General features: G+C 69.3%; 19 protein-coding genes. 11 read left to right on the top strand and 8 right to left on the bottom strand.

The features are described 5' to 3' along the window. Positions 1–63 precede the first annotated feature (63 nt). The 7 genes from GVV77_RS16305 to GVV77_RS16335 form a co-directional block, all read right to left on the bottom strand. A complete protein-coding gene (locus tag GVV77_RS16305; protein ID WP_159620139.1) occupies positions 64–882 on the bottom strand; it encodes an SGNH/GDSL hydrolase family protein in 819 nt (272 codons plus the stop codon). 14 nt (positions 883–896) lie between these two features. Then, positions 897–2,255 (bottom strand): UDP-glucose dehydrogenase family protein, encoded by a 1,359-nt coding sequence (locus tag GVV77_RS16310; RefSeq protein WP_159620141.1) that lies wholly within the window; start codon positions 2,253–2,255, stop codon positions 897–899. Positions 2,256–2,270: 15 nt separating this feature from the next. Next, positions 2,271–3,401 carry a glycosyltransferase family 4 protein gene (locus tag GVV77_RS16315; RefSeq protein WP_201293262.1) on the bottom strand — a complete coding sequence of 377 codons (1,131 nt, stop codon included), beginning with the start codon at positions 3,399–3,401 and terminating at the stop codon, positions 2,271–2,273. Positions 3,402–3,528: 127 nt separating this feature from the next. Beyond that, complete coding sequence (locus tag GVV77_RS16320) at positions 3,529–5,766, bottom strand: heavy metal translocating P-type ATPase (protein ID WP_159620143.1); 2,238 nt, start codon at positions 5,764–5,766, stop codon at positions 3,529–3,531. Beyond that, positions 5,763–5,987: a heavy-metal-associated domain-containing protein gene (locus tag GVV77_RS16325; protein WP_159620145.1), complete on the bottom strand. Its 225-nt coding sequence runs from the start codon at positions 5,985–5,987 to the stop codon at positions 5,763–5,765. Before GVV77_RS16325 ends, GVV77_RS16320 begins: the two co-directional genes overlap by 4 nt. 33 nt (positions 5,988–6,020) lie before the next feature. Further along, positions 6,021–6,368 carry a metal-sensitive transcriptional regulator gene (locus GVV77_RS16330; protein WP_159620147.1) on the bottom strand — a complete coding sequence of 116 codons (348 nt, stop codon included), beginning with the start codon at positions 6,366–6,368 and terminating at the stop codon, positions 6,021–6,023. Positions 6,369–6,481: 113 nt separating this feature from the next. Then, on the bottom strand, positions 6,482–7,696 hold the full coding sequence (locus tag GVV77_RS16335) for an ROK family transcriptional regulator (RefSeq protein ID WP_159620149.1): 1,215 nt from the start codon (positions 7,694–7,696) through the stop codon (positions 6,482–6,484). 136 nt (positions 7,697–7,832) lie between these two features. Here GVV77_RS16335 and GVV77_RS16340 point away from each other — a divergent pair, with 136 nt between their 5' ends. The 11 genes from GVV77_RS16340 (at position 7,833) to GVV77_RS16390 (ending at position 19,207) form a co-directional block, all read left to right on the top strand. Next, positions 7,833–8,975: a Gfo/Idh/MocA family protein gene (locus tag GVV77_RS16340; RefSeq protein ID WP_159620151.1), complete on the top strand. Its 1,143-nt coding sequence runs from the start codon at positions 7,833–7,835 to the stop codon at positions 8,973–8,975. Positions 8,976–9,033: 58 nt separating this feature from the next. Then, the gene (locus GVV77_RS16345) at positions 9,034–10,323 is read left to right on the top strand and encodes an ABC transporter substrate-binding protein (protein WP_159620153.1); all 1,290 of its coding nucleotides are present in this window, start codon (positions 9,034–9,036) and stop codon (positions 10,321–10,323) included. A 1-nt stretch (position 10,324) separates the two neighbouring features. Beyond that, positions 10,325–11,248 carry a carbohydrate ABC transporter permease gene (locus GVV77_RS16350; protein WP_159620154.1) on the top strand — a complete coding sequence of 308 codons (924 nt, stop codon included), beginning with the start codon at positions 10,325–10,327 and terminating at the stop codon, positions 11,246–11,248. Further along, a complete protein-coding gene (locus GVV77_RS16355; RefSeq protein ID WP_159620156.1) occupies positions 11,245–12,159 on the top strand; it encodes a carbohydrate ABC transporter permease in 915 nt (304 codons plus the stop codon). Before GVV77_RS16350 ends, GVV77_RS16355 begins: the two co-directional genes overlap by 4 nt. A 59-nt stretch (positions 12,160–12,218) precedes the next feature. Next, positions 12,219–13,265 (top strand): zinc-binding dehydrogenase, encoded by a 1,047-nt coding sequence (locus GVV77_RS16360; RefSeq protein WP_159620158.1) that lies wholly within the window; start codon positions 12,219–12,221, stop codon positions 13,263–13,265. Next, positions 13,262–14,074, top strand: a complete 813-nt coding sequence (locus GVV77_RS16365; protein ID WP_246199873.1) for a sugar phosphate isomerase/epimerase family protein — start codon at positions 13,262–13,264, stop codon at positions 14,072–14,074. The genes GVV77_RS16360 and GVV77_RS16365 overlap by 4 nt, the downstream gene beginning before the upstream one ends. A gap of 43 nt (positions 14,075–14,117) precedes the next feature. Then, positions 14,118–14,879 (top strand): ThuA domain-containing protein, encoded by a 762-nt coding sequence (locus tag GVV77_RS16370; RefSeq protein ID WP_159620160.1) that lies wholly within the window; start codon positions 14,118–14,120, stop codon positions 14,877–14,879. Positions 14,880–14,938: 59 nt separating this feature from the next. Then, on the top strand, positions 14,939–16,219 hold the full coding sequence (locus GVV77_RS16375; RefSeq protein ID WP_159620162.1) for an ABC transporter substrate-binding protein: 1,281 nt from the start codon (positions 14,939–14,941) through the stop codon (positions 16,217–16,219). A gap of 115 nt (positions 16,220–16,334) precedes the next feature. Then, positions 16,335–17,636: an ADP-ribosylglycohydrolase family protein gene (locus GVV77_RS16380; protein WP_159620164.1), complete on the top strand. Its 1,302-nt coding sequence runs from the start codon at positions 16,335–16,337 to the stop codon at positions 17,634–17,636. Between the two features lie 202 nt (positions 17,637–17,838). Further along, the gene (locus tag GVV77_RS16385; RefSeq protein WP_159620166.1) at positions 17,839–18,486 is read left to right on the top strand and encodes a DUF305 domain-containing protein; all 648 of its coding nucleotides are present in this window, start codon (positions 17,839–17,841) and stop codon (positions 18,484–18,486) included. An 82-nt stretch (positions 18,487–18,568) separates the two neighbouring features. Then, on the top strand, positions 18,569–19,207 hold the full coding sequence (locus GVV77_RS16390) for a thioredoxin-like domain-containing protein (protein WP_159620168.1): 639 nt from the start codon (positions 18,569–18,571) through the stop codon (positions 19,205–19,207). Between the two features lie 116 nt (positions 19,208–19,323). On the opposite strand, the gene GVV77_RS16395 is transcribed toward GVV77_RS16390, so the two are convergent. Further along, a complete protein-coding gene (locus GVV77_RS16395) occupies positions 19,324–20,934 on the bottom strand; it encodes a peptide chain release factor 3 (RefSeq protein WP_159620170.1) in 1,611 nt (536 codons plus the stop codon). Positions 20,935–20,986: the final 52 nt, after the last annotated feature.

The raw sequence follows: 20,986 nt of genomic DNA on the forward strand, positions 1-20,986 counted from the left end.
CGGCGGCGTGACAGGTACCTGAACAGCACACCTCTTCTGGTGTGCAGGCCGACCGGCGCGGTGTCACCGCGCGGCCTTGGCCAGCCTGCGGAGGCCGCCCTTCGGGGGCACCCGGACCGGCTCGGGCCAGCGGGGCTGGAGGTGATCGCCAAGGGTGATCCGGCGGAGCTTCCGGTGCGCCAGTGGGAGGACCCAGTCATGCACCCACCGGCGCTGGGCATACTCCCATTCGCGGAGCGTCCGCGGGGGTACCGGGTCCCATTCCTTGGGCGTGAGTGAGTGCCGCACGCCCAGCAGGTTCAGGACCTGCGCGGCCATGTATTTGTGTCCTGCCTTCGACATGTGGAGGCGGTCGGCCGCCCACATCCTCCGGTCCCGGTAGGCATCCATGGCCCAGAAGTCCACGAGGACCGCACCATGCCGGTCGGCGATGGCGCGGACCCCGTCGTTGTAGGCATGGTTGCGTTTCCGGAGCAGGCGCAGCGCCGGGGAGACCTCGACGTCGTATCCGGTGAAGAGCAGGAGCCGGGCCCCCGTCGCCGAAAGGGGGGCAACGAGCCGCTCATAGGAAGAGAGGAGTTCGATGATATTGGTCCCCGCATCCATGATGTCGTTCCCTCCGGCGTACAGCGTGATCAGGGTGGGTTCCATGGCCAGGGCTGGGCCGAGCTGTTCGGCGGCGATGTGGCGCAGGCGTTTGCTTCGGATGGCGAGGTTTGCGTATTCCCATCCGGGCGCGGACTTCGCGAGCCGCTCGGCCACCCGGTCTGCCCAGCCGCGGACGCCGTTGGGGAGGACCCTGCTCGGATCCCCCACTCCTTCGGTGAATGAATCGCCGAGAGCGACGTAGCGCCCCGGGAGCCCCGGCGGCTGGAGGTGCATGAGCGGCCCCGGCCTCAGGACCCCACGCCCGAGTGGGCCGCGTCGACGGTGGAGAGTCCAGCACGTCGGCCGCGTCCGATACCCCGGTGGAACCACCCCGCAGACCGCCACGCGGCGGCATCGAGCGCATTGCGTCCGTCCAGGACCGCGCACCGGTCCACCAGGGACGAGGCCTCGCGCGGGTCGAGCGCGAGGTACTCGGCCCATTCGGTGAGCAGGACCGTCAGTTCGGCACCGCGCAGTGCCGCTGCCGTGTCCGGCTCGAAGCGAAGCTCCGGGTAGCGGAACCACGGCTGGCCTGCCGCCCGGGGATCCGTGACCGTGACCACCGCGCCGGAGCCGGCGAGCCGAAGGGCGATGTCGAGGGCAGGGGAGTCGCGGATGTCATCGGTGTCGGGCTTGAAGGCGGCCCCCAGCACCGTGACGCGGCGCCCGGCCAGCTGCCCTCCGCACATCCGGCGGGCCGTCTCGTGGATCCGGTGCCGGGTTTCGGTGTTCAGTGTGTCGACCAGGGCCAGCAGCCGCCCGAGGGAGCCCGCACCGGCATCCTCGGCCTGGGCCTGCAGTGAGCGGATGTCCTTCGGGAGGCATCCGCCGCCGAAGCCGGCGCCGGCCTGCAGGTATTTCGGACCGATCCGGGCATCGAGGCCGAGGGCCCGGGCCAGGTGGACGACGTCGCCGCCCGCGTTCTCGCACAGCTCGGCGATGCCGTTCAGGTAGGAGATCTTCAGGGCCAGGAACGCGTTGGCCGCCGACTTGGTGAGTTCGGCCGTCGCGAGGCCGGTGATGATGCGGGGCACACCGTCGTGGAGCAGGGGAGCGTAGACCTCGTCCAGGACGCGGGCCACCCGCGCTCCCGCCGCGCCGTCGGGCACGCCGTAGACCAGCCGGTCCGGCTGCAGGGAGTCGGCGACCGCGGTGCCCTGGCGGAGGAACTCGGGGTTCCAGCCCAGGTCCGCCCCGGTTCCGGCGAGGAGGCGGGTGAGGATGGCGCCGGTCCCGGCGGGGACTGTCGACTTGCCCACCACGGTCGACCCGGGGCTCAGGTGGGCAGCGAGGTCCTCGACCGCCGAGGTGACGTAGCCCAGATCGGCGCGCCGGGTTGTCTTCTCCTGCGGGGTGCCGACGCAGAGAAAGTGGACGTCGGCGGCGGCCGCGGCGGCGGGGTCCGTGGTGAAGTGCAGCGTACCGCCCCGGAGTCCTGCCTGAAGCAGCGGCTCAAGCCCGGGCTCGTGGAAGGGCACCGAACCGGCCGCCAGCTGCGCGGCCCGGGCCGGGTCGGTGTCGATGCCGGTGACGGTGTGACCCAGCGAGGACAGTGCGGCGGCGTGGACGGCACCCAGGTAGCCGCATCCGATGACGGAGATCTTCATGGTGTTTCCCCAAGCTCAGAGGTGAAGGAGGGCATGATCGTTGATGGCTTCTTCGTAGTGCTGGACCAGGAGCTCGCACACGACCGGCCAGGTGCGCCCCTGGACGCCTGCGAAGGCAGCGGCGGAAAAGGCCGCGCGTTTCGCGTCGTCTCCGACCAGGTCCTCCACGTAGCGCCGGAATTCGTCAAGGTTGCCCGGTTCGTAGAGCCAGCCCGTCCGGGAATTGTCGACCAGGTCCAGCGGACCGCCCCGGGCGGTGGCGACGACCGGGACGCCCGAGGCCATCGCTTCCTGGATGGTCTGGCAGAACGTCTCAAGCTCACCCGGGTGGACGAAGAGGTCGAGACTGGCCATCGCCGCGGCCAGCGCATTCCCGCCCAGGAACCCCAGGAACGCGGCGTCGGGAAGCATTGCCTCAAGGGCCGGCCGCTGGGGCCCGTCGCCGATGATGACGAGGCGGGTGTTGTCGATACCGGCCAGGGCCCGCAGGTCCTCCACCTGTTTCTCGGCGGCGAGCCGTCCCACATAGCCGATGAGCCGGGCCCCGTCCCGAGCGATGCCGGCCCGCAGTGTGGTGCTGCGTCGAGAGGGGTGGAACCGGTGCGTGTCGACGCCGCGCCGCCACAGGCGGACCCTCGGAATGCCCCGGTCGTGCAGCTGGGCAACGGCCGGGCCCGACGGTGCGAGGGTGCGTGCGGCACCGCCGTGGATGTTCTCGACCCGCTGCCAGGCCCAGTTCTCAAGGAACGGCACGCCGTACCTGGCCGCGTAGCCGGGAATATCGGTCTGGTAGACCGCGATGACCGGCAGTCCCAGCTGCTCGGCGGCGCGGGCGGCCCGCCAGCCCAGTTCGAAGGGGGACGCGAGGTGGACCACGTCCGGAGCGAATTCGGCGAGGATCCGGCGGATTCGAGCGACGCCGCCGACCGCGATGCGGACGCTGGCGTAGCGGGCCAGGGGAACCGACGGAAGCAGCACGACCCGGGCGGCGGCTCCCGGCAACGGCCCCGGAGGGCCGCCGGCGGAGGGCGCGATGACCAGGACCTCGTCTCCGCGCACGGCGAAATGCTCGAGCATCTTCTGTACGGAGTGGGTGACCCCATTGACGGCGGGCAGGAATGTTTCGGCGACGACCACGATCCTCACCGGATCACCGTCGCACTCCTACGGTGATAGGCCGGGTCCGGAAGGTGGCTGGTGGGGGAAGCTCCAGTGAATACCAGGAGCCGGCCGCGCACCCCGGCGGCCGGCCGGGGTGCGTGCGGTCAGCGGTTCAGCGGCCGAAGCGGCGCAGGCGCAGGGAGTTGGCCACCACCAGCACCGAACTTGCCGCCATGGCGGCGCCGGCCAGGATGGGGTTCAGCAGGCCCAGCGCGGCAACAGGTATTCCGATCACGTTATAGAAGAAGGCCCAGAACAGGTTCGTCTTGATGGTGGCCAGGGTGCGGCGGGACAGCCGAACGGCCTGGGCCACCTGTTCGAGGCTGCTTCCCATCACGGTGATGTCCGCGGCCTCGATGGCCACGTCGGTGCCCGAGCCCATCGCGATCCCGAGGTCGGCCTGGGCGAGCGCCGGGGCGTCGTTCACGCCGTCTCCGGCCATGGCGACTGTCGCACCTTCCTGCTGGAGCGCACGGACCACCGCCACCTTGCCTTCCGGCAGCACACCGGCACGCACATCGGCCGGGGGGATGCCGACCTCTGCGGCCACGCGGGCCGCGGCGGCCGCATTGTCCCCGGTGAGCAGGATCGGCCGCAGGCCCAGTTCCTTCAGCTGCCGGACAGCCCGTGCCGACCCGTCCTTCACGGTGTCGGTCAGGGAGATCACCCCCGCCACGGCGCCGTCCACGGCGACCCAGACGGCCGTGGCGCCCGCGCCCTCGGCCGCCCCGAACACCTCGGCCTCGGCGGCTCCGGGGAGAATGCCGTGCTCCTGAAGCCAGCCGGACCGGCCCACGACCACGTTCTGCCCCTCGACGGTGCCGCGGACGCCACCGCCGGGGGCGCTGGTGAATGCGGTGACCGCGGGCAGGGCCGCGGTCCGGGCGGCGATGGCCGTGCCGATGGGGTGTTCACTGGCGGCTTCGACCGCTCCGGCGAGGCGCAGCAGTTCGTCGGATCCGTAGCGGCCGAGAACCTCGACGCCGCTGACCGACAGCCGGCCGCTGGTGACGGTGCCCGTCTTGTCCAGCACGATGGTGTCGATGGTGCGGGTGTCCTCGAGCACCTGGGGGCCGCGGATCAGGATGCCGAGCTGCGCGCCCCGCCCGGACCCGGTCAGCAGGGCCGTCGGGGTGGCGAGGCCGAGCGCGCAGGGGCAGGCGATGACCAGCACGGCCACCGCTGCGGTGAAGGCGCCCTGGAGGTCCCCGGTGAGGAGCATCCAGGCGGCGAAGGTGACGACGGCGATGCCGAGGACGACCGGCACGAAGACGGCGCTGATGCGGTCGGCAAGGCGTGCAATCCGGGCCTTGCCGCTCTGGGCCTGGCTGACCAGCCGGCCCATCTGCGCCAGTGTCGTCTCGCTGCCGACCCGGGTGGCCTGAACGACGAGGCGGCCCGAAGTGTTCATCGTGGCGCCGGTGACGCGGTCACCGGGTCCGACCTCCACCGGGACCGACTCACCGGTCAGCAGGGAGGTGTCGACGGCGCTGTGCCCGTGCGCCACCACGCCGTCGGTGGGGATCTTCTCCCCAGGGCGCACCACGATCTCGTCCCCCGGGATGAGCTGGGAGGCCGGAATGCCGAGCTCGATGCGTTCGCCGTCCACGGTGCGCAGCACGCGGGCGTCCTTCGCCCCGAGGTTCAGCAACGACGTCAGGGCGCTCCCGGCCCGCTGCTTGGCGTTGGCCTCGAGGTAGCGGCCGAGCAGGAGGAAGGTCACAATAACCGCAGCCACCTCGAAGTAGAGGGCGTGTGCCCCCATGTCCATGCCGGGGTGCGCGGTCAGGTCCGGCACCGAGAGGAGCTGCCACGCCGAGAAACCGAACGCTGCGGCCACCCCGATGGACACCAGGGTGTCCATGGTGGAGGCGCCGTGGCGGGCGTTGACGAGGGCGGCGCGGTGGAAGGGCCAGGCGGCCCAGGTGGCCACCGGTGCCGACATGGCGAACACGAGCCAGCCCCACCCCGGGAACTGCAGTGCGGGAACCATCGAGACCAGCAGGACGGGCACTGTCAGGACGGCGGCGGTGAGCAGGCGGGGGCGCAGCCGGGCGGCCGGAGGAGCTCCGTCGCCGCCGTCCTGGACTCCCGGCCCCTCGGGGTCCTTGAGGCGGGCCGAGTAGCCGGTGGCCTTGACCGTGTCGAGCAGCACCTGGTCCGGCACGCCGGCCGAAACCCGCACCACGGCCGACTCGAGTGGGAGGTTGACGCTGGCCTCGACGCCCTCGAGCTTGCCCAGTTTGCGCTCGACACGGCTGACGCAGGAGGCGCAGGTCATTCCCTGGATCGCCAGTTCGACGACCCGGGTCTCCGCGGCCGGCGCCGGCCTGTCAGCGCGGGTTGTCATGCGTCGTTGGAGACCACGAGGTAGCCGGCCTCGGCGACGGCTTCGCCGATGGAGGCCGGGGCCAGCGGGCCCGCGGAGGTGACAGTGGCCGTGGAGATGCCCTCCTTGTTCAGGTCGATCTCAACGCCCTGGACGCCGTCGAGGGACTGCAGTTCGCTGGTGACCGCGTCGACGCAGTGGCCGCAGGTCATGCCGGAGATGCTGACCGTGGTGGTTGTCATGGTGTGTGCTCCTTAGCGGGTGATGGGTGGGACTCAGCGCAGCAGGCGGCCGATGGCCGCAGCAGCCTCCTGGACCTTGTCCTGGACGAGATCGGGGTTTCCCGTGGCCTGGGATTCCTGGGCCGCGTCCACGACGCAGTGGGCGATATGGTCCTCGAGCAGGCCCAGACTGACCGCGTGGAGGGCCTTGTTGATCGCCGCCACCTGGGTGAGGATATCGATGCAGTACTTTTCCTCGTCGACCATGCGGGCGATGCCGCGGACCTGTCCCTCGATGCGCTTCAGACGCTTGAGGTACGCGTCCTTCTCGCCGCTGTAGCCGTGCGTGGTCGGTGCGCCGGCCGGCGCAGCGGTTGATGCTGTGGTGATTTCCTGGGTCATGGGTGCCTCCTCCGCTCAATCATACCCCGAGGGGGTATCGGAGGGAAAGCGTGCGCAGGTGTCGGCCGGCCGATCCGCGGGGCGCGGGCTGCGGGGCCTTCACCTGGCGCCGTTCAGGAGCCGACGCGCGCCGCCAGCAGCTGCTGCAGGCCCGCCGGGGACAGCGCCTGCTGTAGCGCCAGTACCTCGGCGCCCCGGACGCCCACCGTCTCGGCACGGGAACTCGACTCAACGCGCAGCGACCGGGTGGCCAGGGGCAGCGCGCGGTGGTAGATGGCCGAGCGGATCCCGGCCAGGAGTTCCTCGTTCAGCTCAGCGAACGGCCCGCCGACCACGATCGCGTTCGGGTTGTAGAAACTCACGAGAGTCGCGAGCACCCTTCCGATGCTTTCGGAGGCCTCGCGCACGGCCCGCCGCGCGAAGGGGTTGCCTTCGGCGGCCAGCCGGGTCACGTCCCGGCTGGTCCGCGCCTCCGCCACCCCCTGGTCGCGCAGCCGGCGCGCCAGGGCGTCTCCTCCCGCGACGGCCTCGAGGCAGCCCATGTTCCCGCACGAGCACAGCAGGTCCTCTCCGCCGGGCACCCGGATGTGGCCGATGTCCCCGGCCGCGCCCTGGGCGCCCCGGTGCAGGGCGCCTCCGCTGACGATGCCGCAGCCGATGCCGGTGCTGATTTTGACGTACAGGATGTGTTCGGAGTCCTCCTTGCGCGCCCAGTACTCACCCAGCGCCGCGAGGTTGGCGTCGTTGTCCACAAGCGTCGGGACGGCGTACCGGTCCGCGAAGAACTCAGGGATGGCGAATCCGTCCCAGCCCGGCATGATCGGCGGGCGCACCACGGTGCCGGTGCTGTGCTCGACCGGGCCCGGGACGCCGATCCCGATGGCGCGGACGTCCGAGGGACGCTTTCCGGCGGAGGACAGCAGCCCCTGGAATGCCTCATCAAGGCCCCCGAGGACCGCGGCGGGGCCGTCGGCGATCCGCAGGTCGTAGGAAGCGGATGCGAGGGGGACACCTGCGAGGTCGCTCGCCGAGACCCGGCAGTGCGAGGATCCCAGATCCGCCCCCAGGATCACCCCGGCCGCCCCGTTGAGCCTCAGTTCCCCCGGGGGCCTGCCGCCCTTGGAGGCGCCCGCCTCCTCGACCACGAGGCCCGTGGCAATCAGCTCCTCGATCCGGGTCGCCACCGTTCCCCGGGACAGGCCCGTGAGCCGGGTCAGGTAGGCCCGGGTGCACCGGGGCCGCCGGGCGATGGCGTGCAGGAGGGCGCTGAGGTCGGCGTGCACCGACGGGAGGGCCTCGGGGCGGGATCGTCCGGAAGGGGAGGTCATGCAAGTATCCTCCCATTGTTTAGCCAAGATTTGGATAACTTCCACCATTTGTCTACATATCAAACAGAACATATGCTCAGAATGTTGCTGGTGATCCCAGTGATACTTCGGTCATCCATTCAACTTTGGGAGCCATGTGACACAGCTGGGTATTGGCATTGTGGGAACGGGCATGATGGGCCGGATCCACGCAGACGCCGCGCGCCGGGTCGGTGCACGCGTCGTTGCCGTCGCGGGATCCTCACGCACCTCGGCCGAGCGGGCCGTGCGGGAATGGGCCGGGGGCAGCGCCGCCCTCGGAGTGGAGAACCTGATCACCCACCCTGATGTCGATGTTGTGCACCTCTGCGTGCCCAACCACCTCCATGAGCCGCTCGCCGCGCGGGCCCTCGAGGCCGGCAAGCACGTTGTCTGCGAGAAGCCCCTCGCCCTGGACCTCGCCGGGGCCCGCGCCCTGACCGGCAGCGCCCGCACATCGGGGCTGACCGCGGCCGTTCCGTTCATCTACCGCTACCACCCGCTCGTCGCCGAGGCCCGGGCGCGGGTCCAGGCCGGTTCGGCGGGCAGCATCCACCTCATCCACGGCTCCTACCTCCAGGACTGGCTCTCCAACCCGGAGGACACCAACTGGCGCGTGGATGCCGGGAAGGGCGGCGCATCGCGGGCCTTCGCCGACATCGGGTCCCACTGGTGCGACCTCGTCGAGTGGGTCAGCGGCCACCGCATCCAGGAGGTCTCCGCACTCACCAAGACTGCCTACGCGGACCGGCCCGGTGCGGCCGGAACGGTATCCACCGAAGACATCGCAAGCGTCGCCTTCCGCACCGATCGGGGCGCCGTCGGCTCGGTCGTGATCAGCCAGGTGTCGCCGGGGCGCAAGAACAGGCTGTGGTTCGAGATCAGTACGGCCAACGTGAGCGTTGGATTCGACCAGGAACAGCCCGAGACCCTGTGGGTGGGTGGACGCGAAGGGAACCAGGTTCTCACCCGCGACCCGAACACGCTCTCCCCGGAGGCGGCCGAACTGTCGACGCTTCCGGCCGGGCATCCCCAGGGCTACCACGACGCCTTCCGGGCCTTCGTCGCCGATGTCTATGCCAGTGTCTCCGGCGGCGCTGCCGTGGACCGGATGCCGACCTTCGAGGACGGACTCCGGACGGTGGCGATCACCGAGGCGGTTCTTGCCTCCGCCGAGCGCGGAACCTGGGTGCGGGTCGGGGACTTCTCCCCGGTGCTGGTCACCGCGTCGACGGCCGGGGCTTCCCTGCCGGAAAGCTAGCCGTCCGCAGCTCCCTCAGCGTTCCTCCATGCACAACACCACGACAAGGAAGTCAACGATGAAGAAACCAGCTTCGACCCGGGCGGCGGCAGCCGCCGCAGCAATCCTGGCTCTGGCAGTGACGGGATGCACCGGAGCCGCGCCGGATGCCGCGGGGAAGGGATCCGACGGCCTGCGCTACCTCATCAGCCAGCCCGAACGCCCCTCGGAACTTGATGCGATCCGGTCCGATCTGGAGGAGTTCGAGAAGGAATCCGGAATCGAGGTCACCCTCGACGTCCTGCCGCTGGAGAACCTCCGCACCGTCCTGCAGACGCAGCTGCGCTCCGGCGAAGGCCCGGACGTCTTCAACTACGACACGGGCCCCGGCTTCGCCGGCACCCTCGCCGAAGCGGGCCTCCTGTACGACCTCACCGACGCGTACAAGGAAAACGACTGGAGAATCTACGACTTCGCCCGTGAGCGGGTCACCTTCGACGGGAAGATCTCCGGCGTGCCGACCCAGCTGGAGGAGGTCGGCATCTTCTACAACAAGGACCTGTTCAAGAAGCACGGTGTGCAGGAGCCGAAGGACCTCTCCGACCTCCAGCGGGCGGCGGAAACCTTCACCGCGGCGGGCGTGACCCCCTTCGCCGTCAACGACAAGGAAGGCTGGCAGGGCGGCCACCTGTTCAGCATGGCCCTGTCCAGCCGCGTCGGTCCGGACGGCATGGAGAAGCTGCTCGACGGCAGCATGCCGTGGACCTCGCCCGAGGTGGTTGCCGCCCTGGAGACCTGGAGCGGCTTCGCCAAGGATGGACACCTGCCCGATTCTCCCAACGCCCTGACCTACGACAACGGCAACGCCCTGTTCTACAAGGGCGACGCCGCCATGAACCCCACCGGAAGCTGGCTCATCTCCTCACTGCAGGAGACGGTGGACTTCGAGGTCGGGTTCCTGCCCTTCCCTGCCGAGGACGGCCCCGGTATCTTCACCGGCGGCCTCGGCGGCGGAAGCTTCATCTCGGCCGACACGGAGAACCCCGAAGGAGCCGTCGAGCTCCTGGACTACCTCCAGTCCGAAGAGCACGGGCGCTGGCAGGTCGAAAAAATCGGCACCATCCCGGCCTTCCCGGTGGACACCGAAGGACTCGAAGTCTCCCCGCTGTTCGCCCAGGTCATCGAGGACACGGCGAAGATCGCCGAAGGCACGGGCGAGTTCGGCTACAACATCGACGTCCTGACCACCGACACCTTCAACAAGACCATGTGGGACGGCTTCCAGGGCATCCTCACGGGCCAGAAGACCGCCGAGGCCGTCGCCCAGGACCTCCAGACCGCAAGCAAGCAAGCTGCCGAGGACAAGTGACATGAGCACACCTATTTCTCTGACGACCCCCAAGGTCACCCGGCGGGCCCAGACCCGCCTGGGCATCGCGCTCATCAGCCCGCTGATGCTGCTGGTGATCGTGTTTTTCCTCTTCCCGCTCGGGAACGCGATCTACTATTCCTTCGTCGACTTCGACGGAATCGACCCGACGCCTGCCTTCGTGGGCCTGCAGAACTACACCCGGCTGCTCACGGACCCCGAGGTGTGGCACGCCCTGGGCAACAACGCCATCTGGATCGTGATCGGCACCGCCGCACCCCTGCTGATCGGACTCGCGCAGGCGCTGCTGCTGTGGAAGGTCCGCAACGCCGGCATCTTCTACCGGCTCGCGTTCTTCCTCCCGTACGTCCTTCCCCAGGTGGCCATCGGCATTGTGTGGGGCTGGATCTATGACCCGGTGAGCGGCTGGGTCAACAAGGCGCTGCAGGTGGTGGGTCTGGATCAGCTCGCCACCGGCTGGCTGGGCAACCCGAACACGGCGCTCTACGCGGTCCTGGTCACCGCGATCTGGGCCACGACCGGCTTCGTGCTGATCATCTTCCTGTCCGCGCTGCGCAACGTCGACGGAGCGCTCATGGACGCTTCCCGGCTCGACGGCGTCAACGCCGTGCAGCAGCTGGTGTACATCATCCTGCCCCAGATCATGCCCGTCTTCCTCATGGTCACCACCGTCACCCTCGTGGGCGGGTTCAGCGTCTTCGACATCATCTTCATCATGACCGGCGGCGGCCCCGCCAATGCCACCAACGTCATTGGCACCTACGCCTACACCAACGCCTTCCAGCTCAGCCAGATCAGCTACGGCACCACCCTGGCCCTGCTGATCACCGCGCTCTCGGTACCCTTCGCCGTGGCGCTCAACCGGCTGCAGCGGCGGCTCTCTCTCCAAGGAACAGGCGCATGACCACCACAACGGCACCGACCACCCCCGAAACGGATCCCACCCCCCGACGCCAGGCACGGGATGCCCGGCAGGACAACACCATGTCGGCCCGCCGCCGCACGGCCCTGACCGGGAAACACCTCCTGCTGATCGTGCTCTCCGCGGTCTCCCTCTTCCCGGTGATCCTGGTGATCTCCACGGCGCTGAAGTCCGAGGAGGACGTGCGCACCAATCCCTTCGGGCTGTTCACCTCGTTCTCCCTGGAGAACCTCCAGAACGCCTGGGTCGTGGGCGACTTCGGCAGCTACCTGCTCAACAGCATCCTGCTGAGCGTGCCCAGCACCCTGCTCGTCGTCCTGCTCTCCACCATGGCCGGCTACACCTTCGCCCGCGTTCCGTTCCGGGGGCGCACCGCGGCCTTCTACCTCGTGGTCCTTGGCCTGCTCGTTCCGTTCTTCGCCTATATGATCCCGCTGTACTTCCAGCTCCGCGGGCTCGGCCTCCTCGACACCCTCCCCGGCGCGATCCTGGTGCTGACCTCCACCGGCGTATCCTTCGGAACCTTCTTCATGCGGGCGTTCTTCTCGGACCTCCCCCTGGAACTGGAGCAGGCGGCCCGGGTGGACGGGGCCTCGGAGTGGCAGATCTTCATCAAGGTCATGCTCCCCCTGGTCTCCTCCGGTGCCGGCGCGCTGGGCGTGTTCACCTTCATCCAGAACTGGAACAACTTCCTGGTGCCCCTGCTGTACCTGCCGGGCGGGGAGTTCCGGCCCCTCACCACCGGGCTGTACCAGTTCACCGGCGGACGCTCCCTGGACATCGGTCCGCTGGCCGCCGGAACCCTCATCACGATCATCCCCGTCGTCGTCCTGTTCCTGCTCATGCAGCGCCAGGTGGCCGAGGGCTTCATCTCCGGCGCCGTCAAGGGCTGACCAGGACACATCTTCCCCACCAGATCGAGAATCACCAACACACGAAGGACACCGCCCCCATGGCATCCGTTGTCAGTTTCACCTCCCCCCGCGTCGCGGAAATCACCGACGAGTCCGAAGCAGCACTCGCCGGCAACGAGGTCCGCATCCGGACCCTCTACTCCGGCATCTCCGCCGGCACCGAGCTCACCGCCTACCGCGGCAGCAACCCCTACCTGCAGAAGCAGTGGAGCCCCGAGCGGCGGCTGTTCGTCGACGGCGAATCCACCCTCTCCTACCCGGTCCACGGCTGGGGCTACGAGGAGGTCGGCGAGGTCGTCGAGATCGGCTCCGACGTGACCACCGTCGCCCTCGGCGACCGCATCTGGGGCACCTGGGGCCACCGGTCCTCCACCGTGAAGACCGAGGAGTACGCCGCCGCGCGCATCCTCGACCCCTCCGCGGACCCCCGCATCGGCATCTTCTCCCAGATCGGCGCCATCGCCCTGAACGTCGTCCTCGACGCCGACATCCACGTCGGCGAGACGGTCGCCGTCTTCGGCCTTGGAGTTCCCGGCCAGATCGTCGCGCAGCTGGCCCGGCTCAACGGCGCCCGCGTGATCGCCGTCGACGGCATCGCCGGCCGGCGAAAGCTCGCCGAGGAACTCGGCGCGGACATCGTCCTCGACCCGGCCGACGGGAACGTCGCCGAGCGCATCCGCGAGCTCACCGGAGGCCGCGGCGCCGACGCCGCCCTCGAGGTGACCGGCAACTACCGGGCCCTCCACGAGGCCATCCGCTCGGTGGCCTACAGCTCCCGCGTCTGCGCCGCGGGCTTCCTGCAGGGCGACGGCATGGGCCTGCGCCTCGGCGAGGAGTTCCACCACAACCGCATCCAGGTCATCTCCTCGCAGATCTCCGGCGTGTCCCCGGCCCTGCAGCACCGGTGGGACACCTACCGGCTCAACACCACCGCCATCGACCTGGCCGTCGCCGGGAAGCTGAACCTCGTGGACCTGATCTCCCACACCGTCCCGCTGGCCGACGCCGCAGCCGCCTTCAGCATGCTCGACGAAAACCCTCAGGACGCCCTCCAGGTCGTCCTCAGCTTTGAGGAGAACCAGTGACTTTCCGGTTGGCAATCCAGGAACACTTCCTCGAGGGCAGGAACCTCATGGACAAGTTCGAGTTCGCGCAGGAACGCGGCTTCGACGGCATCGAGCTGCTGGGCAAGGGCGACGGGATCTTCGCCGGACGCTCCGCGGAACTCCGTGAGGCCCGGGCCGCCGGGGTCGTCCTGCCCAGCGTCTGCGTCAACATGGACCACTTCATCGGTGACTTCGATCCCGCCCGGGCCAAGGACGCACGCGAACAGATGAAGCACCTGCTCTCAGGCATCGCCGAGGCCGGAGGGTTCGGCGCCGTCACGCCCAACGCCTACGCCCTGTTCAGCCGCCGGCTTCCCCCGTTCGAGCCGCCCCGCAGCGACGAGGAATCGCGTGCAGTCCTCGTCGAGGCCCTGGCGGAGCTCGGCGCCCACGCCGAGGCCGAAGGCGCCCTGGTCCTGCTCGAACCCCTGAACCGGTACGAGGACTTCATGGTCAACACCCTCGCCGACGCCGTCTCCATCGTCGAGGAGGTGGCCTCCCCGGGCGTCGCCGTCATCGCCGACACCTTCCACATGTCCATCGAGGAGGCGGACATCCCCGCCTCCATCCGGGCCGCCGGGAAGCATATCCGCCACGTCCAGCTCGGCGACAGCAACCGGCTTGAGCCGGGCGCCGGCCACTACGACTGGCCCGCGACGCTCGCCGCGCTGGAGGAGATCGGCTACGACGGGTGGCTCGCCATGGAGTGCCGCCTCAGCGGCCCGGTCCGCGACGTCCTCCCGAAGGTCTCGGCCCTGCTGAAGAGCCCGGCCCTGCTGGCGAACTAGGCCTGCTGAAGAACTAGGCGAAAGCCGCGACGAACGGATTCTCATGCAGCACAACACCATCCCGCCCCTGCGGATCACCGTCTGGAACGAGGGCATCCACGAGAGAACCGAACCGGAGGTCGCCGCCATCTACCCGGACGGCATCCACGGCGCCATCGCCGAAGGCCTCCGGCTCCTCCTCGACGGGGACCCGGTGATCCGGACGGCCGTCCTGGCCGATCCCGACCACGGGCTCAGCGAAGAGGTCCTCGCGGAGACCGACGTCCTCCTGTGGTGGGGCCACATCGCCCACGACCAGGTGTCCGACGACGTGGTTGACCGGGTCCAGCGGCACGTCCTGGGCGGGATGGGCCTGCTCGTGCTGCATTCGGGCCACTTCTCCAAGATCTTCACCCGCCTGATGGGCACCACCTGCTCCCTGCTGTGGCGCAACGGGGCGGAGCGGGAACTCGTCTGGAATGTGAACCCCACCCACCCCATCACGGCGGGGATCGAGGGTCCGCTGGTGATCGAGAAACAGGAAACCTACGGGGAGTTCTTCGACATCCCCACCCCGGATGACCTGGTGTTCATCAGCTCCTTTAGCGGCGGCGAGGTCTTCCGCTCGGGAGTGACCTTCACCCGGGGGCGCGGACGCATCTTTTATTTCAGCCCCGGAGACCAGGCGTATCCCGTCTACCACCATCCCCAGATCCGGACGGTCCTGGCCAACGGCGTCCGCTGGGCGGCGCAGCCCTCCGCCGGGCGGACACCGCCCGCGGTCACCAACCCGGCCCGCGGCTGGTTCCAGGACCCCCCGGCCTGACCGGGCAGCACCCCAGGCACACCCGTACGCACCCCACCGATTCGACCAGAAAGCACCCTATGAAACGCCTTGCAGCTCTCCGGATCCCCGCGGTCACCGCCGCGTTCGCCTTCGCCGTCACGGGATGCACCGGCACCTCGTCGGCCGCAGAGAACGACAGCGGGAATGGTGAGCAGATCCGTTATCTCATCGAGCAGCCCGAGGACCCGGCCGCCGTCGACCTGATCAACGAGGACATCGCCGTCTTCGAAAAGCAGAACCCCGACATCGACGTCGAACTCGAGGTCCTGCCCACCGACAACATGCGCACCGTGCTCCAGACCCAGCTGCGCTCCGGCGAGGGCCCCGACATCTTCAGCTGGGGATCCGGCCCCGGCTACGCCGGCGCGCTCGCCGACGCCGGGCTGCTCCACGACCTGACGGACGCCTACGAGGAGCACGACTGGCCCGTCTACGAGTTCGCCAAGGAGGGCGTGACCTTCGACGGCAAGGTCTACGGGGTGCCCGGGGACATCGAGACCATCGGCCTGTTCTACAACAAGCAGGTCTTCGAGGACCTCGGCATCAGCGAACCGACGAACCTCGGCGAACTCGAGGCCGCTGCAGCCGCCATCGCCAAGGAGGGGCAGACCCCGATCGCGGCCAGCGACAAGGAAGGCTGGCAGGGCGGTCACCTGCTGAGCATGGCCCTGTCCAGCCGGGTCGGTGCCGACGGAGTGGACAAGCTGCTGGGCGGTGAGATGCCCTGGACCTCCCCGGAGGTCGTAGCGGCCCTGGACACGTGGAAGTCCTTCAACGCGGCCGGGTACCTGCCCGACTACCCCACGTCCCTAACCTACGACGGCGGGAACGCCCTGTTCTACTCCGGTGAGGCCGCCATCCTGCCCACCGGCAGCTGGGCCACCGACGAGATCGCCAAGAACACCGACTTCGAGGTCGGCTTCATCCCCTTCCCGGCCGAGGACGGCCCGGGCATCTTCAGCGGCGGCCTCGGCTCCGGCCCGTACATCTCCGCATCCTCGAAGAACACCGAGGCGGCCGAGAAGTTCCTCGACTACCTGGTCAGCCCGGAGCACGGACGGTGGACCGTTGAGAACTTCAACACCATCCCGCCGTTCCCGGTGGACACCGAGGGCATCGACGCCGACCCCCTGTTCGCGCAGGTCATCGAGGACGCCTCGAAGATCTCGGACGGAACCGGCGAGTTCGGCTCCAACGTCGACGTGCTGTCCACCGACGTCTTCAACGACGCCATGTGGAAGGGCGTGCAGGCCATGCTGACCAACCAGAAGAGCGCGAAAGACGTCGCCGCCGATCTTGACGCCGCCTTTCAGCAGTAACACGCTCGGAGGACGGCCCGGGCCGTCCCCCAGGACCCCCTGGGGCTCCATCCCGGGCCCCGCTCCCAAACTCCCCGCCAAATCTCCCCACTCCTGACCAGCAACGAGGAAAACCATGCACGACGTACTCGATCCCCGCGACATCATTCCCGACGAGGCCGAACAGCTGGCGCACTCCGGCTACGCCGTCGGCGACCTCGAACAGCAGGCCCGGGAAGCGGCGGAGGCCTCCGACCTGCTCCGCCTGGCCGCCATCGGGCAGACCCTCGCCGGACTGCAGCGCGACCCGGACTGGGCCTACGAGGAGCCCGGGGACGAGGCCGTCCTGCTCGAACTGGCCCGCCAGGTGGAGAAGACGGCGTACGAGCCATCCGAACTCCCCGGCAGGGTCCGGGGTGCCTGGCTGGGCCGGGCGGTGGGCAATACCATGGGTAAGCCGATCGAAGGGTTGACCCGGGGCGAGGTCGAGACCTACCTGCGGGCCGCCGACCAGTGGCCCCAGACCGGTTTCGTCCGGCTGCTCGACCCACTGCCGGCCGGGGTGGACCGGCTCCACCCGTCGGCCCCGACGGCCTCAGAGGGAACCTTCACCGAGGTGCCGCGCGACGACGACATCGACTGGACCATCCTTGGGCTGAACCTGCTCGAAACGTACGGGCGCGGCCTCACCACCGAACACATCGCCGCGGAGTGGCTGGGCCGGCTCCCGTTCACCCAGATCTACACGGCCGAACGCGCCGCCTACCGCAACCTGATCGCCGGCCTGCAGGCACCGGCGACCGCCACCGAGGCCAACCCCTACCGGGAGTGGATCGGCGCACTCATCCGCGGGGACATCTTCGGCTACGTGAACCCCGGAGACCCGGCGGAGGCCGCTCGCCTGGCCCTGGTCGACGCCCGCCTGAGCCACACCGCCAACGGCGCCTACGGAGAGATGTGGGCCGCAGCCCTCCTGGCGGCCGCCTTCACCACCGACTCGGCGCGGGACGCCCTGGGCACCGCACTGCGTGTTGTCCCCGACCGCTCCCGGCTGGCCGAGGCCCTCCGCGGGGTCCTTGGGCTCTTCGACGGCGGTGCGTCCTCCGAGGAGGCCCTGAACTGGGTGGACGAGACGCTCGGCCACTACAGCTGGGTCCACACCATCCACAACGCCGCCCTGATCTCGATCGGCCTGCTGTGGGGCAGGGACTTCGCCGGCGCCGTCGCCATCGCGATCTCCGGCGGGCGTGACACCGACTCAACGGCGGCCACGGTGGGCAGCGCCTACGGTGCCCTGCACGGGGCCAACGCGGTTCCCGCCGACCTCGTGGGCACCACGCACGAGCACGTACGCAGCGACGTGCGCGGCTACGACCACATCACCATCGACGAACTCGCCCAGCGCACCCTGCGGCTGGTCCCCGGCCAGGCCGGATAGGAGGACGCCCGCCCTCCCCACGGCCGGCGGTGCCGGAGGCCCGGCACCGCCGGCCACTCCGTGCAGGCTGCACTCCTGCCTGCACTCCCGAACCACTTGCAATCCCAAACCACGTGCACTCCTGGAGCAGGGGCATCAAGGGAACTTCCAGCCTGATGGCCTACGGTGGAAGGCTGAACCCCACCTTCCACCGAGGAAACCCATGACGAACTCCCTGCTCTCCTGGCAAAAACGGCTGCTGCTCATCCTGGCCGGAGTCGCGGTGCTGGCGCTGCTGGGCTTGGTCTTCACCGCGGGGCGCATCTCTGCCGGACAGGACCACCCGAACGGGGCCAGCGCGGACGCCGGGTTCGCCCGCGATATGCAGGTACACCACGCGCAGGCCGTCGAGATGTCCCTGCTGATCCGCGACCGCAGCACCGACGAGGACCTGCGGGCCGTCGCCTACGACATCGCGCTCACCCAGCAGCACCAGATCGGGCAGATGTACGCATGGCTTCAGGAGTGGGGCCTGCCCCAGAGCAGCTCCGCGCCGGCGATGGCATGGCTTGACTCCTCCGCCGACGGCCACCACGGTGGGAAGGACGGCGCCCCGGCACACACCGCCGGAGCACTCATGCCGGGGATGGCCACGCCGGAGCAGTTGGCCCAGCTGGAGGCCTCCTCCGGCGTCGAGGCCGAACGCCTTTTCCTTGAACTCATGATCGACCATCACACCGCCGGGGCCGACATGGCCGAGGCCGGCGCGGAACTGGCCGAGACCGAACAGGTGCGCTCGCTGGCCACCAAGATGGCCACGGCGCAGCAGTCGGAAATCGGTGCCCTGCAGGACCTGCTTGACCGGCGATAGCCGGCACCGGCGGTAGATTGGACTACAGCCGGTACGCCCTGTGCAGGGCGCTCCCCATCCCGCCACGAAGGACAGATAACCGTTGAATAAGAAGAGAGCCCAGCAGAACTCGGACCGCCAGGCACGGCTTGCCGCCATCCAGGCCCAGCAGCGGGCCAGTGAACGCAAGCGCAGCGCTCTGATTTTCGGCGGCATCGGCGCTGTCATCCTCGCGATCATCATCGCCGTGACCCTGGTGATCGTCAATCAGGTCCAGGCCAACAACGCCGCCAGGGAGGCCGCCGCCAAGCCGATCGAGGGCGTGGCAACCTTCGAGGACCTGGGCCGGGAGCACACCGAGGAGGAGGTCACCTACGAGCAGTCGCCTCCGGTCGGCGGGGATCACAGTCCCATCTGGCTCAACTGCGGGGTCTACACCGAGCCGGTGCCCGACACGAACGCCGTCCACTCCCTCGAGCACGGCGCCGTCTGGATCAGCTACCAGCCCGGGCTGGATTCGGCCGAAATCGCTGCGCTCACCGACCTCGTCGGCACCCGCAGCTACGTGGTCCTGAGCCCCCACCCCGATCAGGAATCCCCGATCGCGGCCAGCGCCTGGGGCCTGCAGCTCGAGGTCGACTCCGCCGACGATCCCCGGCTGGCGGCGTTCATGGAGAAGTACATCCAGGGCGAGCAGACCCCCGAGCCCGGCGCGTCCTGCTCCGGCGGCATCACCCCGTAACAGCGCCTACGAGCAACACATAGAACGGCGGGCCCGGTACAACCGGGCCCGCCGTTTTCCGTGAAGCCGATGTGTTTGCGGCCGTCTTTCTCGATGCCGACTTTCTCGATGCCGGCCTAGTCGATTGCGGCGCCGATCGGTTCAAGCACCACGCCCGGGTAGTCCTTGCGGAAGTGTCCGACCTTCCACTTGTCGCCAAAGACGGCGATGATTTCGCCGTCGGCGCGGTGCAGGATCTCCCCGCCGCGGAAGGTTTCCGGGACCCCGGTGCTTTCGGGGGCCACGGCCATGGCCAGGGTGTAGGAGATGTGGTCGAGCGAGGTGGGCGCGTTGAACTCCGTGCCCAGCCGCTGCGCGGCGACCTCGAACTGCAGCGCGCCCACCGCGGCCAGCACGGGCGCCTGGTCGCCACGCAGGTCCGAGCGCAGCACCTGCACCACGCCCTCGTGCTCAAGCTGCTCAATCCCGCGGCGGAACTGCTTGTACCGGCCCGGATCCTTGGCCCGGGCGACGGCGAACAGCTCGGGGGAGAACCGGGGGATGTCGGGGAAACGCACCGGTTCCTCGGCGAAGAGGCTGTCCCCGACGCGCAGGCTGGTGGCATTGACCAGCCCGACGACGTCGCCCGGCCAGGCGGTGTCGACGACCTCGCGGCTGCGGCCCAGGACGCGGTGGGCGTACTTGGTGGCGAAGGGCTTGCCGGTGCGCTGATTGGTGATGACCATGCCGCGTTCGAAGCTGCCGGAACAGATCCGCAGGTAGGCGATATGGTCACGGTGGGAGCTGTCCTGGCCGGCCTGGACCTTGAAGACGAACCCGGAGAACGGAGATTCCAGCGGGCGGGGCGCATCGCTGAGTGTCTCCCGCGGCGAGGGCGCCGGGCCCAGGTCGACGAGGGTGTCGAGCAGCTGGGAGACGCCGAAGTTCTTCGCGGCGGCGGCGAACAGGACCGGGGTCTGCCTGGCCGCGGCGAACTCGGCGGTGTCGAAGGCGCCGTTCGAGGATTCGACGAGCCCGGCCTCCTCCTCGGCGTCCACCCAGCGCGCCGCCTCGATCGGGTCGAGCTCCGCGGGCCGCACTTCGGTCTCCGTCGCCGCCTGGGCACCGCCGTCGACGGCCTCGAGCCGGAACGCCCGCTTACCCGGAATGTCGAGCAGCCCGTGGAAGTCCCCGGCGATCCCCGCGGGCCAGGTGAGAGGCACCGGCGTCATGCCGGTCCGCTCGCCGATGTCGTCGATCAGGCCCAGTGCGTCGAGGCCGGGACGGTCCCACTTGTTGATCACCGTAATGATGGGGATGTTCCGGGCCTTGCAGACGGCCAGCAGCTTCACCGTCTGCGGCTCGAAGCCCTTGGCGGCGTCGATGAGCATCACGGCGGAGTCGACGGCGGCGAGCACCCGGTAGGTGTCCTCGGAAAAGTCCGCGTGGCCGGGGGTGTCGACGACATTGAGGATCGTGTCCCGGTACGTGAGCTGAAGGGCGGCCGAGCTGATCGAAATTCCACGCTCCTGCTCGATGCCCATCCAGTCGGAGACCGTGGCGTGGCGGCTGGACTTGCCGTGGGTTACCCCGGCGTCCTGGATGGCGCGGGCCAGCAGGGCCAGGGCCTCGGTCAGGGTCGACTTGCCGGCGTCGGGGTGGGAGATCACGGCGAAGGTGCGGCGCCGGGAGGCTTCGCGCCGGACGGCCGCGGGATCGGTGAGGGGGGCTTCGGTAAGAACTGGCACACTCCATTGTCGCTGATCCGCTGTCCGTGCCCCGCCGGGGCCGGCGGGGCAC

The sequence above is a fragment of the Arthrobacter zhaoguopingii genome (assembly GCF_009828605.1).
Taxonomy (GTDB): Bacteria; Actinomycetota; Actinomycetes; order Actinomycetales; family Micrococcaceae; genus Arthrobacter_D; species Arthrobacter_D zhaoguopingii.